At 48.4% G+C, this 14,998-nt stretch carries 16 protein-coding genes and 1 tRNA gene; 10 read left to right on the top strand and 7 right to left on the bottom strand.

From position 1 onward, the window contains the following. Positions 1-10: 10 nt before the first annotated feature. The 10 genes from mutL (at position 11) to IT393_10210 (ending at position 8,787) form a co-directional block, all read left to right on the top strand. Positions 11-1,804: a DNA mismatch repair endonuclease MutL gene (mutL, locus tag IT393_10255; protein MCC7203027.1), complete on the top strand. Its 1,794-nt coding sequence runs from the start codon at positions 11-13 to the stop codon at positions 1,802-1,804. A 29-nt stretch (positions 1,805-1,833) separates the two neighbouring features. Next, entirely contained in the window at positions 1,834-2,778 is a 945-nt protein-coding gene (miaA, locus tag IT393_10250) for a tRNA (adenosine(37)-N6)-dimethylallyltransferase MiaA (GenBank protein MCC7203026.1), read from the top strand. 15 nt (positions 2,779-2,793) lie between these two features. Next, on the top strand, positions 2,794-3,066 hold the full coding sequence (gene hfq, locus IT393_10245) for an RNA chaperone Hfq (protein ID MCC7203025.1): 273 nt from the start codon (positions 2,794-2,796) through the stop codon (positions 3,064-3,066). Next, positions 3,053-3,916, top strand: coding sequence for an S-methyl-5'-thioadenosine phosphorylase (mtnP, locus tag IT393_10240; GenBank protein ID MCC7203024.1), 864 nt, complete (start codon positions 3,053-3,055; stop codon positions 3,914-3,916). Before hfq ends, mtnP begins: the two co-directional genes overlap by 14 nt. 17 nt (positions 3,917-3,933) lie before the next feature. Further along, positions 3,934-4,860, top strand: a complete 927-nt coding sequence (locus tag IT393_10235) for a sugar kinase (GenBank protein MCC7203023.1) — start codon at positions 3,934-3,936, stop codon at positions 4,858-4,860. Next, positions 4,857-5,624 carry a tetratricopeptide repeat protein gene (locus IT393_10230; GenBank protein MCC7203022.1) on the top strand — a complete coding sequence of 256 codons (768 nt, stop codon included), beginning with the start codon at positions 4,857-4,859 and terminating at the stop codon, positions 5,622-5,624. The genes IT393_10235 and IT393_10230 overlap by 4 nt, the downstream gene beginning before the upstream one ends. Next, positions 5,602-6,366: a DUF4115 domain-containing protein gene (locus IT393_10225; GenBank protein ID MCC7203021.1), complete on the top strand. Its 765-nt coding sequence runs from the start codon at positions 5,602-5,604 to the stop codon at positions 6,364-6,366. The genes IT393_10230 and IT393_10225 overlap by 23 nt, the downstream gene beginning before the upstream one ends. 316 nt (positions 6,367-6,682) lie before the next feature. Further along, on the top strand, positions 6,683-7,546 hold the full coding sequence (locus tag IT393_10220) for a purine-nucleoside phosphorylase (GenBank protein MCC7203020.1): 864 nt from the start codon (positions 6,683-6,685) through the stop codon (positions 7,544-7,546). Next, positions 7,537-7,608, top strand: a tRNA-Thr gene (locus IT393_10215). Before IT393_10220 ends, IT393_10215 begins: the two co-directional genes overlap by 10 nt. A 348-nt stretch (positions 7,609-7,956) precedes the next feature. Continuing rightward, positions 7,957-8,787 carry a methyltransferase domain-containing protein gene (locus IT393_10210; protein MCC7203019.1) on the top strand — a complete coding sequence of 277 codons (831 nt, stop codon included), beginning with the start codon at positions 7,957-7,959 and terminating at the stop codon, positions 8,785-8,787. A 34-nt stretch (positions 8,788-8,821) separates the two neighbouring features. On the opposite strand, the gene IT393_10205 is transcribed toward IT393_10210, so the two are convergent. The 7 genes from IT393_10205 to IT393_10175 form a co-directional block, all read right to left on the bottom strand. Beyond that, positions 8,822-9,466, bottom strand: coding sequence for a DUF853 family protein (locus IT393_10205; GenBank protein MCC7203018.1), 645 nt, complete (start codon positions 9,464-9,466; stop codon positions 8,822-8,824). 73 nt (positions 9,467-9,539) lie between these two features. Continuing rightward, a complete protein-coding gene (locus tag IT393_10200) occupies positions 9,540-11,039 on the bottom strand; it encodes a DHA2 family efflux MFS transporter permease subunit (protein ID MCC7203017.1) in 1,500 nt (499 codons plus the stop codon). Between the two features lie 103 nt (positions 11,040-11,142). Beyond that, entirely contained in the window at positions 11,143-12,225 is a 1,083-nt protein-coding gene (locus tag IT393_10195; GenBank protein ID MCC7203016.1) for an HlyD family secretion protein, read from the bottom strand. Between the two features lie 323 nt (positions 12,226-12,548). Continuing rightward, positions 12,549-13,115 (bottom strand): cytochrome b/b6 domain-containing protein, encoded by a 567-nt coding sequence (locus IT393_10190; GenBank protein ID MCC7203015.1) that lies wholly within the window; start codon positions 13,113-13,115, stop codon positions 12,549-12,551. 80 nt (positions 13,116-13,195) lie between these two features. After that, positions 13,196-13,747, bottom strand: a complete 552-nt coding sequence (locus IT393_10185) for a hemerythrin domain-containing protein (protein ID MCC7203014.1) — start codon at positions 13,745-13,747, stop codon at positions 13,196-13,198. Between the two features lie 208 nt (positions 13,748-13,955). Next, a complete protein-coding gene (locus IT393_10180; GenBank protein MCC7203013.1) occupies positions 13,956-14,435 on the bottom strand; it encodes a hypothetical protein in 480 nt (159 codons plus the stop codon). 103 nt (positions 14,436-14,538) lie between these two features. Further along, entirely contained in the window at positions 14,539-14,997 is a 459-nt protein-coding gene (locus IT393_10175; protein MCC7203012.1) for a YaiI/YqxD family protein, read from the bottom strand. Between the last annotated feature and the right edge of the window lies 1 nt (position 14,998).

Genomic DNA, 14,998 nt, shown 5'->3' with positions numbered 1-14,998 from the left:
ATTTGTATTTATGTCTGATATAATACGACACCTTCCACAGGATTTAATCAATCAGATAGCTGCCGGAGAGGTGGTTGAAAGACCTGCCTCTGTGTTAAAAGAACTCATAGAAAATTCCATAGATGCAGAGAGCACGCAGATCACCATTAAAGTTGATAAAGGCGGATCAAAATTCATTTCAGTTGCGGATAACGGGACTGGGATGAGCCGAAGGGATGCATGCAGCGCCTTTGAAAGACATGCCACAAGCAAACTTGTATCATCAGATGATCTCTTCAATATCCGCACCCTTGGCTTCAGGGGTGAGGCCCTTGCGAGCATTGCGGCAGTGTCGAGGGTCAGCCTTAAGACGAGGGAGAGGGCGGCGCTGACAGGGACATTTATCGAAATCACCGGGGGGAGCATTCTTAAGAATACAGAGTGTGGTTGTCCCCAGGGTACAGAGATAGAGGTGCGGGATATTTTCTATAATGTGCCTGCGAGGAAAAGTTTTCTTAAGGCAGTCTCAACTGAACACGGTCACATATTATCTACTGTAACACATCAGGCCCTGTCTAACACAAATATACATTTTATTCTGACCGGGGATGGGGACAGGCCTCGGGTCATTTATGACCTTCCCCCTGTTACAGACATTGCCGAACGGATCCTGCAGATTTATGGAAGCGACATTTCAGAAGGGCTGATACCTGTTTCATTTAAAATCAACAGCGGAAATATAGATGGTCTTGTTTCAAGCCCGGCCATGACTTTCAGGACCAGGGAGAACCAGTTGTTTTTTGTCAACAAGAGGGCTGTAAAGAATCCATCTTTGTCCCATGCTGTTCAGCAGGCATATCGTGACTTAATCCCCGGAGACAGCTTTCCCATCGCAGTCCTTTTCATTGACATTTCGCCTGAGTCAGTGGATGTAAATGTGCATCCAACGAAGAGGGAGGTCAGATTCAGGGACAGCAGGTATGTCCATGACATGGTTGTTGAGGCCATACGGGGTGCGCTGCATGCCGGGGGAAGGAATGAGAATGCAGGCCTGACGCCGGCCTTTATGACCGGTTTTAAAGAAGCCTCCTTCAAACAGGGGATTAATCTCCGTTCTGCCGGGTGGCTGGACAGGGGACAATTTTCAAATGAAAGTCTGACAGTCTCAGAAGGATTCAATCCGTTTCTGGAAAATGCAGAATATAAGCCTCAGGAAATGTATGCGGAGCCCATTGTCAGGGTATTTGGACAGACAGCAGCGCTCTTTATCGTGGCTGAGATCAATGGTCAGTTCAGCATCATAGACCAGCATGCAGCGCATGAACGGATAGTCTATGACAGATTAATGCGTGGATACGACGAAGGCGGCCTTGCCTCGCAGCCGCTGCTGCTTCCTGAAACCATTGAATTAAGTCTTGATAAAGCTCACACGTTGTGTGAATATATGGAGTTTTTAAATAAGCTTGGTTTTGACATCGGTGAGATAGGGGACAGGTCCTTTATTGTCCGGGCTGTTCCTGATGTCTTTACTGGAGATGACTTCAAATCCCTCCTTATTGATATGACTGATGAGATCATAGAGAAGGACTTCCCTGCGTCAGAGGGCATGAAGATTGATGCAATGGACAAGGTTGTAAGGTCTCTGTTGAGCAGAAAGGCCTGTCATGCGGCAGTAAGGGCTAAGGGGCTGCTGACCACAGGAGAGATGATGGCTCTGGTGAAGGATTTGCTCCATACTGATATGCCGTATACCTGTCCGCACGGAAGGCCTGTAATACGGAGATTTACATATGACGAGCTTGCTGGGATGTTCGGCAGGAAGTGACAGTTTAAATTATCAGCAGGCTGGTTGACATGGAAGATTTTGCAAAAAGAAGGCCGCTCCTTGTTATTGCAGGCCCTACTGCCTCAGGCAAAAGTGACCTGGCGATACATCTTGCCGGTGTCCTTAACGGGGAGGTTATAAGTGCTGACTCAATGCAGGTGTATGAAGGGATGGATATCGGAACTGCAAAGCCCGCAAAGGAGGATTTGGCCAGGGTCCGCCATCACATGCTTGGTATTGTCAGTCCAGGCAAGCGATTTAGCGCCGGTGAATATGTACGGTTCGTCAGGCCTGTTATAGAGAGGCTTCACAGAGATGGGAAAATGCCGATACTTACAGGTGGTACAGGCCTCTATATAAGGGCTGTTGTTGACGGGATTTGCGAGGCGCCTCAGGCAGATAAGGAACTGCGCCGGAGACTGCTTAAGGAGGAAGAAGAACGCGGAAGTGGTTATCTCTATAAGCGGCTGCAGGATGTTGACCCTGTGTCTTCAGCAAGGATAAAGCCCAATGACACTGTAAGAATAATCCGTGCATTGGAGGTTTATGAAATAACCGGCGTGCCCATATCAGACATTCAGGATACTCACGGTTTTGGTGAAAGACCATATGACACTGTTATGATCGGCCTCGCCATGGACCGGAAAGAGCTGTATAAGAGAATTGAAAGACGTATAGACCGTATGATGGAAAACGGGCTTGAGGCAGAGGTAAGAGGGCTTATAGATAATGGCTATGAGGCCTTTATTTTGACAAACGGCCTTGGATACAAACAGATTGCAGGATATATCAAAGGCTGGTATAGTCTGGATGAGTCAATCAGGCTTTTGAAAAGGGACACGAGGAGATACGCAAAGAGACAGATTACCTGGTTCCGCAGGGATAGAAGGATAAGATGGCATGATGTGAAGGATGACTGCTCCCACTACCAGGATATTGAGCGGGATATAAGATGTGCGATGGGGTTAAATTGAAAAAGGAGAGAAACAATGAGTAAATTATTCATCAACCTGCAGGATCAGTTTTTGAATCACCTCAGAAAGGAAAAGACGACTGTAACAGTACATTTACTGAATGGTTCTAAAATATCGGGTACTATCAGGGCATTTGATAATTTCAGTATACTGGTCAAGGGTGAGAGCCAGAACCTTATATATAAACATTCCGTTGCTGTTATCGTCCCCAAAAAGGCAATACGTGACTTTGACGTGCGGGAGGGTGAGGAAAAGAAGGCAGAGGAGGCAGTAAATGCAGGGAGCTGATATCGGTGTTATAGGCGGAAGCGGGCTTTATCAGATGGAAGGGCTTGAAGGAATTGAAGAGGTTAAGGTGGATACGCCTTTTGGCGCGCCTTCAGACAGTTTTATTATAGGTAAACTTATGGGGAGGCGGGTGGCGTTCCTGTCGAGACACAGAAGGGGGCATGTTATACAGCCGTCTGACATAAACTTCAGGGCCAATATTTATGGGATGAAGAAAATTGGCGTAAGCAGGATTATCTCCGTCAGCGCCGTTGGCAGTATGAAGGAGGATATACACCCCGAGGAGATAGTCATCCCTGATCAGTTCTATGACAATACAAGGCGCCGTATCAGCACCTTCTTCGGCGAGGGGATTGTGGCACATGTCTCTCTTGCGGACCCTGTCTGCAGCAATCTCGCAGGGACGTTGTATCAGTCGGCGGTAAATGTCGGCGCTAAGGTTCACAGAGGTGGGGTATACATATGTATAGAAGGCCCGCAGTTTTCTACACGGGGAGAGTCGCACATTTACAAGAGCTGGGGAGTTGATATTATAGGGATGACCAATGTAACAGAAGCCAAGCTGGCAAGGGAGGCAGAGATTTGCTATTCCACCATCGCCCTTGTTACAGACTATGACTGCTGGCATAAGGAGGAAGAGGCAGTTACAACAGATGCAATAATAGCAATACTGAACAAGAACGTGGATACTTCAAAGAAGATTATCAGGGAGGCGCTCGGGATGATTTCCGATAAATCAGATTGCGGGTGTCGTAATGCGCTCAGGGACGCAATAATAACATCCCGCAACGGCATTCCATCAGAAGCAAAAGAGAAACTGGGATTAATTATCAGCAAATATATTAAATAGGCAGTAAGGGGGGAAGTATGAGTCTACTTGTAGTTGGTTCAGTAGCATTTGACAGTGTCAAGACGCCGTTTGGTGAGAGGAATGAGATCCTGGGCGGGTCTGCAACCTATTTCTCCACGGCTGCAAGCTATTTTACTTCAGTCAATCTTGTTGCAGTGGTGGGAGATGATTTCCCGGATCAGCACATCACGTTTCTAAAAAGCCGGGGTGTAAATACTGAAGGGCTCGAGAGGCGGTCAGGGAAGACCTTCAGGTGGAAGGGTGAGTATGGTTACCAGCTTAATGAGGCCAGCACGCTTGAGACTCATCTGAATGTATTTGAAACATTCAGACCGGCGATACCTCAGTCATATCGTGATTCCGAAGTGGTTTTTCTCGCTAACATTGATCCTGAATTGCAGAGCGATGTACTGAGGCAGGTAGCTGCTCCAGGAATAATTGCCTGTGATACCATGAATTTCTGGATCTCAGGCAAAAGAGAGGCTTTGTTAAACACGCTGAAGAGCGTGGATGTCCTGATTATTAATGACGGAGAGGCAAGGCAGCTTGCCATGGAGGCCAATCTTGTCAAGGCTGCCGGTGCCATAATGTCATATGGCCCGAAACACGTTATCGTTAAGAGGGGTGAGTATGGGGCGCTGATGTTCAACTCGAAGAATGTTTTCGCTGCACCCGCCTATCCGTTAGAAAGCGTTTTTGATCCTACAGGCGCAGGCGACAGTTTTGCAGGCGGTTTTCTTGGCTATCTTGCGAACACGCGCAATTTCAACGAAGCAAACATGCGGCAGGCTGTCATATTCGGGAGCGTAATGGCATCTTTTGTCGTTGAGGATTTCAGCCTCAACAGGATCCGCTCTCTTGACTATCAGGAGATACTGAACCGATACAGGGAGTTTAAACGGCTTACTCATTTTGAGGATGCCGGGGAGATATTTAACAGATGAAGCATTACAAGACTATATTTGCCTTCGCGGCAGTTGTCCTATTGCTGTTATCCGGTTGCGGACTTACAAAGAGCAGGATAAAGAGCGAAAGGGAGGCTGATGCCCATCACAAGCTTGGTATTGCCTATCTGAATGAAAACAATCTGCAGATGGCCTTTATTGAATTCAGCCAGGCAGTGGAATTTGATCCTGATGAGAAGACGTATCATTATGCACTTGGACATGTCTATTTCAGGATGGAGAAGTTCAATGATGCTGTCAGGGAATACAGCAAGGCGCTGGAGATAGACCCTATGTATAGTGATGCGCATAATGCCCTTGGAGCTGCGTATGGGAAGATGGAACTATGGGATGATGCCGTGGGCGAGTATGATAAGGCCCTGAGCAATCCGCAATACAGTACGCCGCAGGGGGCGAGATACAACCTTGGCATTGCGTACTTTAAAAAAGGTGATTTCAAGTCAGCTCTTACGGAGTTTAAAGAGGCAGTAAAGATACAACCGGACAGTTCTGTGTTTTATCTGTGGCTTGGCCACACATACATGAAGATTGATATGATAAGGGAAGCCATATCTGCATATGATGAGGCCCGGAAAAAGGACCAGGCCAGTGTGGATGCGTGGCTCAATATTGGCCTGGCATATTCCAGGGAGGGGAATAAAGAGGAGGCGCTTACAGCGTTTAAGAAAGTGGTAGCGCTGGCGCCTGACAGCGAAGCAGCGGCTGAGGCCATGAAGTATATTGAAATGTTCAATAAACGGTGACATGGAGACATTAGGCGAACATCTTAAACGTGTAAGAGAGACATGCGGATATAGTCTTGAGTATGTGGCAGAGGTTACAAAGATAAATCTCCGCTATCTCGAGGCGATAGAGCATGATGATTTTTCCAAAACCCCGGGAGATATATTCTATTATGGGTTTGTGCGCTCATTTGCGAAATGTCTTGGCATCAGCGAAGAGGAAATCAGCAGGAGGATCAGGGAGACTGCTGCTGAGACCGAACCAGATGTTCCAAATGAAAAAACTCCGGAAAATTATTCAAAACAGGATAAGGTATCGAAACCAGGAAAGGCAAGGATAATTCTGCCGGTCACTGCCGGCATAATTGTAGTGATTTTTTTGATAATACTGTTCTCCGGAGGCAGGGATAGCGAGACAATACGGAATTCAAAGGATGTCAGGGAAGCCCCGGCAGACATTCCTGCCGAGGACATAAGCCCCCGGCAGCCGGTAGCGCAAAAAAAGGCTGAACCTTTTGTGCTTGTCATACAGGCGAGAGAGTTGACGTGGATCAATGCAACGATTGATGATAAAGAGACAAAGGATGTGATCCTGAAACCTGGCGAAGGTGTAAAGTGGAACGGCGAAAGCAGAATTGTCATTACTGCCGGCAATGCCGGCGGGATAGACCTTGAGGTCAATGATAAATCCGTTGAACCCCTTGGCAAGCGGGGGGCTGTGGTAAGGAACGTAGTTATCACAAGCGCTGGCATCAGCATGTAGCGACGGCCTGTGCAGCCGGCTTGATTCGCTAAATACTCCCTGAGCTGTGACAGACAGAACAAAGGGGCTGTTTGCAGATGATCCTGGCAGCATAATTAACAGACATTGTCGGATGAACCGTCATGAGTCCTTCGGGTGTCCGGCACGCTGAAAGTTCGGGGCTCACAGGGGCATGAAAAATGTCATTCCCGCGTAAGCCGGAAGCCAGACCAGTAGCTTGGTTCTGGATTCCCACTCCCCGCTTAAATCCTGCGGGGACAGGTTCCGTGGGAATGACGGGTACTCAGGAGTATTTTCGAGTGAACAGGTTTCAAGAATGAGACCAGTTGATGATGCTGTAAAATACATTAAGTCGGCGTTACTGAATATCTCAGCCTCAACCGCAATTATAACAGGTTCAGGCTGGGATACATGCGCTCTGCTGGACGGTGTGTCAGAAATCAAGTATCAGGACATCCCTGATTTTCCAATATCAACAGTCAGCGGTCACAAAGGAAGCCTTCTGCATGGCTCTAAAAATGGGAAAGAGATCATACTTCTTCAGGGAAGGGTGCACAATTATGAGGGATACAGCATGGATGAGGTCACCTTCCCTGTCAGAGTGCTCTCATCGCTGGGTGTCAGGCAGGTTATCATGACAAATTCTGCAGGAGGCATAAGACCCGGTTTCAATCCAGGCGATTTTATGCTCGTTACAGATCATATTAACATGATGGGATCAAATCCACTCAGAGCCCCTTCGCCCTTTGAAGAAAGGACAGCGGGCAGCATAATGCTGCAGACGAACCCTCATGCCGCTGACAGGACACGTTTCACAGATATGACAGAGGCTTACGACCGGCAGCTGGCAGAGTTGGTCTTATCCGCTGCCGGAAATATTGGGATAACCCTGCACACCGGCACCCTTGCCGCGGTCACAGGGCCCTCCTACGAGACGCCGGCAGAGATCAGGATGCTCCGCACACTCGGTGCAGATGCAGTTTGCATGTCTACAGTGCCTGAGGTTATAATGTCCCGGTATCTTGGCATTAAGGTCCTTGTCATATCAATGATAGCCAATAATGCTGCCGGCATCAGTGCATCTCCCCTGAGGCATGAAGATGTAGTTAATATGGCAGTGATGCGCAGTAAAGATGCATCAAGACTGCTCTCCGCAGTAATTGACAATTTGCCGGGGTAGCTCAATGGCAGAGCAACGCATTCGTAATGCGTAGGTTGAGGGTTCAATTCCCTTCCCCGGCTTCAGGTAAATCAAGGCGTTGCGTATGATTGGGTCAGAGTCCTGTCAGCTCTGCGGATGTGAAGGATCAGTTAACCCTGCAAGCGCTGTTTTAATAACGCCTGCAGCAATGGCAGGATTAACTTTAAGCCCGAAATAGTTGTTCCGAATATCTCGAGCAGGACACCTCCGCCCTGAACTCGCTGAGTCCAGGCTCCACAGCGAGATCAGCCAGTTGAAACATGCATTAACGGACAAGACACTTCTCGTTTGCCATCAGAAGGTCTTAAGTTGTCAAAGAGCAATTGTTAATTTCTGAAGAGAGCGTAGGAGGAGGACGTGGATAGAAGAGTGCATAAGGAAGGACTGTCATGAGCTGGCTGTCCCAAATGTGGCGAAATAAGTCGAAGCGGTGCACGGTGCTCGGTTTCACGACTCCCCGCCTGAACCGGTGGCAGGAGGCGTTTTGTGAATGGAACGCGGAGCGGTTGAGAATCAGCCTCCAGGAGAGCCGCGACCGGTTCTATCGCTCCTGGGCCGCGCTGCCTAAGGGGCATCGGGGGCGGTCATTCAAGGCTCACGTGCTGGTACAGATGGAATTGTGCCAGCCGTTCTGGGGAAACACGCCGATGGAACTTCAGCAGGCTTACGCAGCACATGAGCCCTTGCAGTTTATGCGCCTGCTCAGCTACGATGAACCGTTGCTCACATCGTGGCCCGAATTGGGCATCCTGGAAGAGCGGGCCGATCCACTTATCGTGGATTTTGGCTGTGGTCTGGCGCAGTTTTCGATTGCGTGGGCGTGCCGGTTGCGGAATCAAGGCAAGCCGTTGCAGTTGTTTCTGGCCGACCTGCCACTGCTGCATATGGACTTCCTGCGTTGGCTCTGCCAGCGGTGGGAATTGCCTGCCTCAATCGCTGCTTGCACACCGAGCTGTCCGATTCCTGATTTACCGGCATGTGATCTCTGCGTGGCTACGGAAATATTCGAACATGTACCAGACCCCATGAATTATTTGCTGGCGTTGGCAGAAGCCGTAAAGCCCGGCGGATTTCTGCTGACGAATCTGGCAGACCACACCGACCATAACGAGGAATTTCTGCATATCTCACCTGATCTCGCTCAGTTGCGCCAGTATCTCACTGCGGAGAAGTGGCGAATGCTGCGGCCGAACCGTTTATACCAAAAACCGGAGCCGTAGCGGGATTCAAGCCACTGGTATTAGTGCTCTCTCATTATCGTCTTTTGCCAAACAACATCCCGAACACACCGCGCACAAGCTCTCTTCCAATCTGCCGCCCGACAGAACTGGAGAGCACCTGCTCCACCATTCCTTTTTCTGCTTTCCTTTGAGAGGATTTGTAAACTGGAGCTCCGGCCGGTGTCTGCTGCTGCGCCATCCGGCTTGAAAGGATATCCTGAGCGCTCACGGGGTCAATCGTCTTTTCGTATTTACGATAGAATTCTGAAGAGAGAAACAGATTACGATATTCATTCTCCGGCAGCGGACCCATCACGGAGCGGGGCGGAACCAGATGCGTAACGGCAACCTCCGTGGGAATTCCCTTCTCATTCAACACCGTAATCAGCGCCTGCCCGATCCCCATTGACGTGAGCGCCCTGTCAATCTCATAAAAATCGGAGCGTGGATAGGTCTTTACGGTCTTGCGCAGGTTCTCCGCATCGTTTGGCGTGAATGCCCGCAGCGCGTGCTGCACACGGTTGCCTAACTGTGCCAGCACAGTCTGTGGAATATCCGTTGGTGACTGCGTGCAGAAGAAGACGCCGATTCCCTTCGAGCGGATAAGCCGGATCACCTGTTCTATTTGCTCGAGAAAAGCCTTTGGTGCATCCTTTGGTGTTCCGGGATGTTCCAACAGGTGTGCAGCAGCGTCCTGGTTTACTCTTTCGGGAGCACCCGAAGTTCGTTTGTCTGATCTCTTTGGGTATCATTTAATGCATCGGCGGTAATTCGGCCGACTTTGTCCTGCGCATCAGAAAAATCAGCGGAAGTGTAAGCAGCATCAATATGCTCACAATGTAAAAGGCATCGTTAAAGGAGAGCATTGCTGCCTGACGTATAAGTTCTTTGTATAGAATATCGAGACTGCCGTATGACGAGGTTGCCGGATCAGCCCCTGCCCCTCGCAGGGTACTTTCAATTGTTGAAACTGCCTGCTGAAACGCCGGGTCAAACTGAGTAAACCCCTCTGACAGCCTGCCCTGGTGAAACTGGGACCTCCTTGCAAGTGTCGTGGCAACAAATGCCACCCCAAAGCTGCCTCCAAGATTCCGCAGCAGATTATAGAATGATGTGGCATCTCCCATATCTTCTTTTCTTATACCGGACATTGTCATGGTTGTGAGCGGTATGAAGAGAGACCCCATCCCAATTCCAAGGAGAATCCTGGGCCAGAGTATAGTTGTAAAGTCTGCATACAGGTTGAACTGGGACATCACATATGTTGAATACGAACATACGATGATACCAAAAGCGAGCAGTGTTTTTGGATTCACCCTGGTTACAAGCAGCCCTGCTATTGGCATGACTATGAGCGTGGCAATGCCTCCGGGGCCGAGCACAAGACCTGACAGGGTTGAAGTATATCCCATAAGAGTTTGAAGGTATATCGGCAGAAGCACTATGCTGCCAAAAAGATTGAAAAATGCGCAGAACATCACAATATTGCCTGCGCTGAATGTTGCCTGTCTGAATAGTCTGAGGTTAACAATTGGATTTTCAACGCGGAGCTCATTAATTATGAAGGAAATCAGAGAAACAACAGAGATGAATGTTAGTGCTACTATGAACTGTGAAGCAAACCAGTCTTCCTGCTGTCCTTTGTCAAGCACCACCTGAAGGCAGCCAAGCGAGATGGCGAGCAGGCCAAGGCCAGCGTAATCAACCTTTAGCCCCTTCCCCTTTAGATATGGAGGATCAGAGATAAAGAACAGGACCATGAACATTGAAATTATGCCGATCGGCACATTGATGAAGAATATCCAGTGCCATGACCAGTTGTCAGTGAGCCAGCCGCCCATAAGCGGTCCTACAATCGGTCCGAACATGATACCCACACCGAATACGGCCATCGCGATGCCGTGCTGACGGGGCGGAAACGACTCGAGCAGGATTGATTGTGAGATTGGCTGCATTGCCCCGCCGCCGATACCCTGGAGTATCCTGAAGAATACCAGGCTCTGGAGGTTCCACGCTGCCCCGCACATGAATGAGCTGGCAGTGAAGAGCCCTATTGAAAAGAGCAGATATCTCTTTCTGCCGAATCTCCTGCTGAGCCACCCTGTAAGTGGTATTATGATTGCGTTAGAAACGAGGTATGAGGTTATTGTCCAGGTGGATTCATCAACGCCGGCTGAAAGACTGCCGCGTATGTGTTCGAGCGATACATTCACGACCGAGGTATCTATTATCTCGATCAGTGTGGGAAGCATGACTGTCAATGCTATAAGCCACTTATTCAAATGTATATCCCCGCAGATTCTGGCAAAGTCAGGAAACGATAAATTCCTGTTTTAGCAGTGTCAAATCGTTACATCACTCAACAAGGATAGTGGGTTCCACTGACATGCCGACACGCAGGATGTGTTCTGAATCAGGTTTTTCAAATACAATTTTCACTGGTATCCTCTGCACTATCTTCACATAATTGCCAGTGGCATTTTCGGGCGGAAAGAGGGAAAATGCGGCACCGGTTCCGGCCATTATGCTGTCAATCCTGCCCTGAAACTTTTTGTCCGGATACATATCCACCCTTATCTGTACCTTCTGTCCTGGTCTGACATTTTTGAGCTGGGTCTCCTTGTAGTTGGCTGTAACCCAGATATCGTCCAGCGGCACAACAGCCATCAACGCCTGTCCTGGCTGTATCTGGTTGCCTTTCTGTACTGTACGTTTTGTAACCACGCCGTCAACCGGCGCAAATATTTTTGTGTATCCCACATTAAGCCTTGCATAAGAAAGTGCAGCCTGCTCTTTGCCCACCTCAGATGCCTGCACCTTAACTGCTGCAGATGCCTCTTCAATTATAGCCTTCTGGGTCCCGATTGATGAGATGGCCCTGGTGAGATTTGCGTTTGCAGAGGCTGCACGGGCAGCAGCAGTTTCGTAATTGGTCAGTGCCTGCTCGTACGCCTCTTTGGATATGGCCTCCTTTTTGTAGAGGTCGTCAGCGCGCTTCATATCAAGTTCAGCCTGTCTCATGTCAGCTTCATTGAGCTGCAAGTCAGCCTTTGCTGATGCTGCTGATAGCGTGACTTCATCCAGCTTCTTTCTCGCTGACTCAAGCGAAGCGGATGCCGCTGCCTGCCTTGCCTCACCTGCCATGTATGCTGCGAAAGCCTCCTGCTCCTGGACCTGATAGTCTTCAGGACTTATCAGGATGAGCAGGTCTCCTGCCTTAATTGGCTGATTGTCCCTGACCAGTATCTGTTTTACAGTGCCTGGTATCCTTGATGCAATTGTGTGAATGTTGCCGTCTATGAAGGCATCGTCAGTGCTTATGTGCTTTTGCCTGTAATTGAGATAGACAATGAGCGCGGCCGCGCATACGGCTGCGAGCAGCCCCAGTGTGACGAAGGCTATGATCTTTCTATTGCTGTTGCCGGTCATTTCCGTCATTTGATCCTCCATCCCAGGCGGTAAGGTTCATATATTTTGACTATAGCCGGTTTGCGTGGCTTTCCATTAATAAATATAACACTGGTGTCTGCTTTTTACATCTTGCCTTGATGAAGAACGTCAATGCAGGGGCGAAAGAGAATGTATTGGAACTATTGTAATGCTATCCACGGGCGTGATGTACCATAAGAAAAATATGTTTTTCAGAGCAATTTCCCGCATTCAAAAGATGTGATAGCAAAGAGACTGCGCCATACCTGCACGCCCGCCGGCATGGCGGGCCGTACGCGAAGATTCGGGATGAAATACCGATTTAGAGATACTTAATCTCCCCCAATCATTTTAGAAGTGAGACCCTTCTCATTGGATAATTCGGCAAGGAAAATTCCTCCAAAATGAAGCAGAATGAAGATAGGAAACCAATAAAGGCCCCACTTGTGAATTGTTTCAATACCTTCTTTCCATTGAGGAAGAAGCTCCCATTCAATGAAAATTCCAGTAACTGCAGAAATGAAGACAAACAGATAAAAATAGACATACGTCAGGCCTTTTAATCGCTCTTTCAAAGTGAGAGTCCCTGTAAATGGATTAGAAAAACGGGACTTCTTTACCAGCATATAAATAATTCTTGCAATAAAGGCAATAATAACTATGTCGGCAAATAGTTCATGCCATTCCCACATTGGTTCACGGATTGATATTGCAATATTCACCATTTGCTCTTTTGATAGTGGTGAATTTATAGTTTCATTCTCAATGATGCTGACAATATGGTTTTTGTTCATCCAGTACATGCGTAAAAAACCGGTTATGAATTGGATGGGCATTGTCAGGGCTATTATCCAGTGCAGTATCCTGTGCAGTGCGGTGAATTTATCTTGATTTTCCATAGATTATTTGTTCCTCCCGGACCCATTAAAATTTGAAAAATCATAATACATCCAGCATCGCAGGTATGTCAAGGCCATTGTCAGTGCATCGCCCTGATCAGATCATCCGGCATACTCAGATAGAAGAAGAGCCGCCCATTTCCAAACCGAAGGTTTTCTATGAGGTTAAACTCATTAAGGAGTTCTTTCTGTTCATCCTGAGAAATTATCTTATCCGCCAATGGGTAGAGGATGTTATCTTCTTTCATGATGTGAGTAGTCATAAGGCGTACATAATTTCTTGAATTTTCAGCGACAGCCTTGCGTGCGTCACCATCGCCTGCCGCGTACTTTTCTATTTCCGCTGACAATGCCTGCGTATAACCTCGTCCGGTATTATGTTCATCAAGCATTACGGCAACAGGGCCGCCTTCTATGCCGAAGCCCTTCTCTCCCATCTTTTTAAACAGGATGTCCTCTTCTTTGGCGTGATGATATTTGTCAGCGAAATTTAGTATAAAATCCAATGACTTTTGGAGGATGTCTGCTGATACGTCTACACCATTATTCAGCTTTTTAGATGTCAATTCCAGCAGCCTGAGCATCTCTTCAATTACCCTGTGATCTTTTTTTAAGGCATCTGTTGCAACCATTGGCCGTACATCCTTCCTTATAAATTATGCTTGTAAATAATATTACAACGATTCAGGAAATATCCTATGATGTGAATCATATTTGGTGGGACAGAGGTTAAACAAATCCGAGCAAAGGGCACAGGATGCGCCGTCCTGTCAATATTATGATAAAGCCAGGGATATAGAAGATTATCCCAGCCCTGAGCATTGACAGTACCGGCCTGCCTTAGAAGTAGCTATGGGCAAAGACTATTCCGGCAATTGATGCCACGAGCGAGGCAGTCAGCAGGACCCAGTGCATCAGGTTCATTCTTGCAAAGACAGCCTCTATCTCCATCTTTACACCGTTCTTTGCCATGTTGTCGAGCATCTTTTTTACAATTAGCGGTTCGAGTCCGAAGAGCATTACAAACCAGATCAGCCAGATGACAGTCATAATAAGCAGTGGCAGCCCTTTTGCCGTAAAGTAAAGTTTGTGCCAGCCGGTGAGGTAGACCATTATGAAACCCGTTGCCCCGGTTATAAGATTATAAACCCTTGCTATAGGGGCGAACTTGTGTTCAATACTCTGAAAGGTGAGGGCCTTCTGAAGGGGGGCGTCCCACTTTATAAGCATTGGGATGACAATTATTGTTATGAAGCTTAGACCGCCGATCCAGATTATGACGGTCAGGAGATGGATTATATGTATGAGGGTAAACAGCACAGATATAAAATAGCAATACGCCATGTCTGTGTCAATAGATTATCCTGACATTGATTACCCTGACATGATAAGGTCGCAACAAGACTTCTTAACGAGTCTGCTGTCAGCGACCGCTCTTTAGCATGCGGGTCAGCAGGCGGTCCAGGGCAGAGGCAAAGCGCTGCCGGTCCGGTAGGCCCAACTGGGCAGGCCCACCCCTGACTATCCCCTCCATCCGGAGTTCCTGCATCAGGTTGCGCATGGAGAGCCGCTCCCCTACATTTTCTTCCGTGTAGAGATCCCCCCGAGGGTCGAGGGCAACCCCTCCCTTGTCAACGATCCGGGCGGCCAGCGGAATGTCGGCAGTAATCACCAGGTCCCCTGATGTGACATGCCGGATGATATGCTCGTCCGCGTTGTCAAAACCAGGGGCAACCCGCACAGACGTTACCAGAATAGAATGGGCTCCCGACAGATCCTGATTTGCCACGAGGCAGACCGGGACATCAAGGCGCAGCGAGGCCCGGAACACAATCTCCCTGATGGCCCGGGGGCACGCGTCTGCGTCAATCCATATTTTCATA

The organism is Nitrospirota bacterium, assembly GCA_020851375.1.
Lineage (GTDB): Bacteria > Nitrospirota > 9FT-COMBO-42-15 > HDB-SIOI813 > HDB-SIOI813 > RBG-16-43-11.
This window is presented reverse-complemented; position numbering and strand designations above follow the sequence as displayed.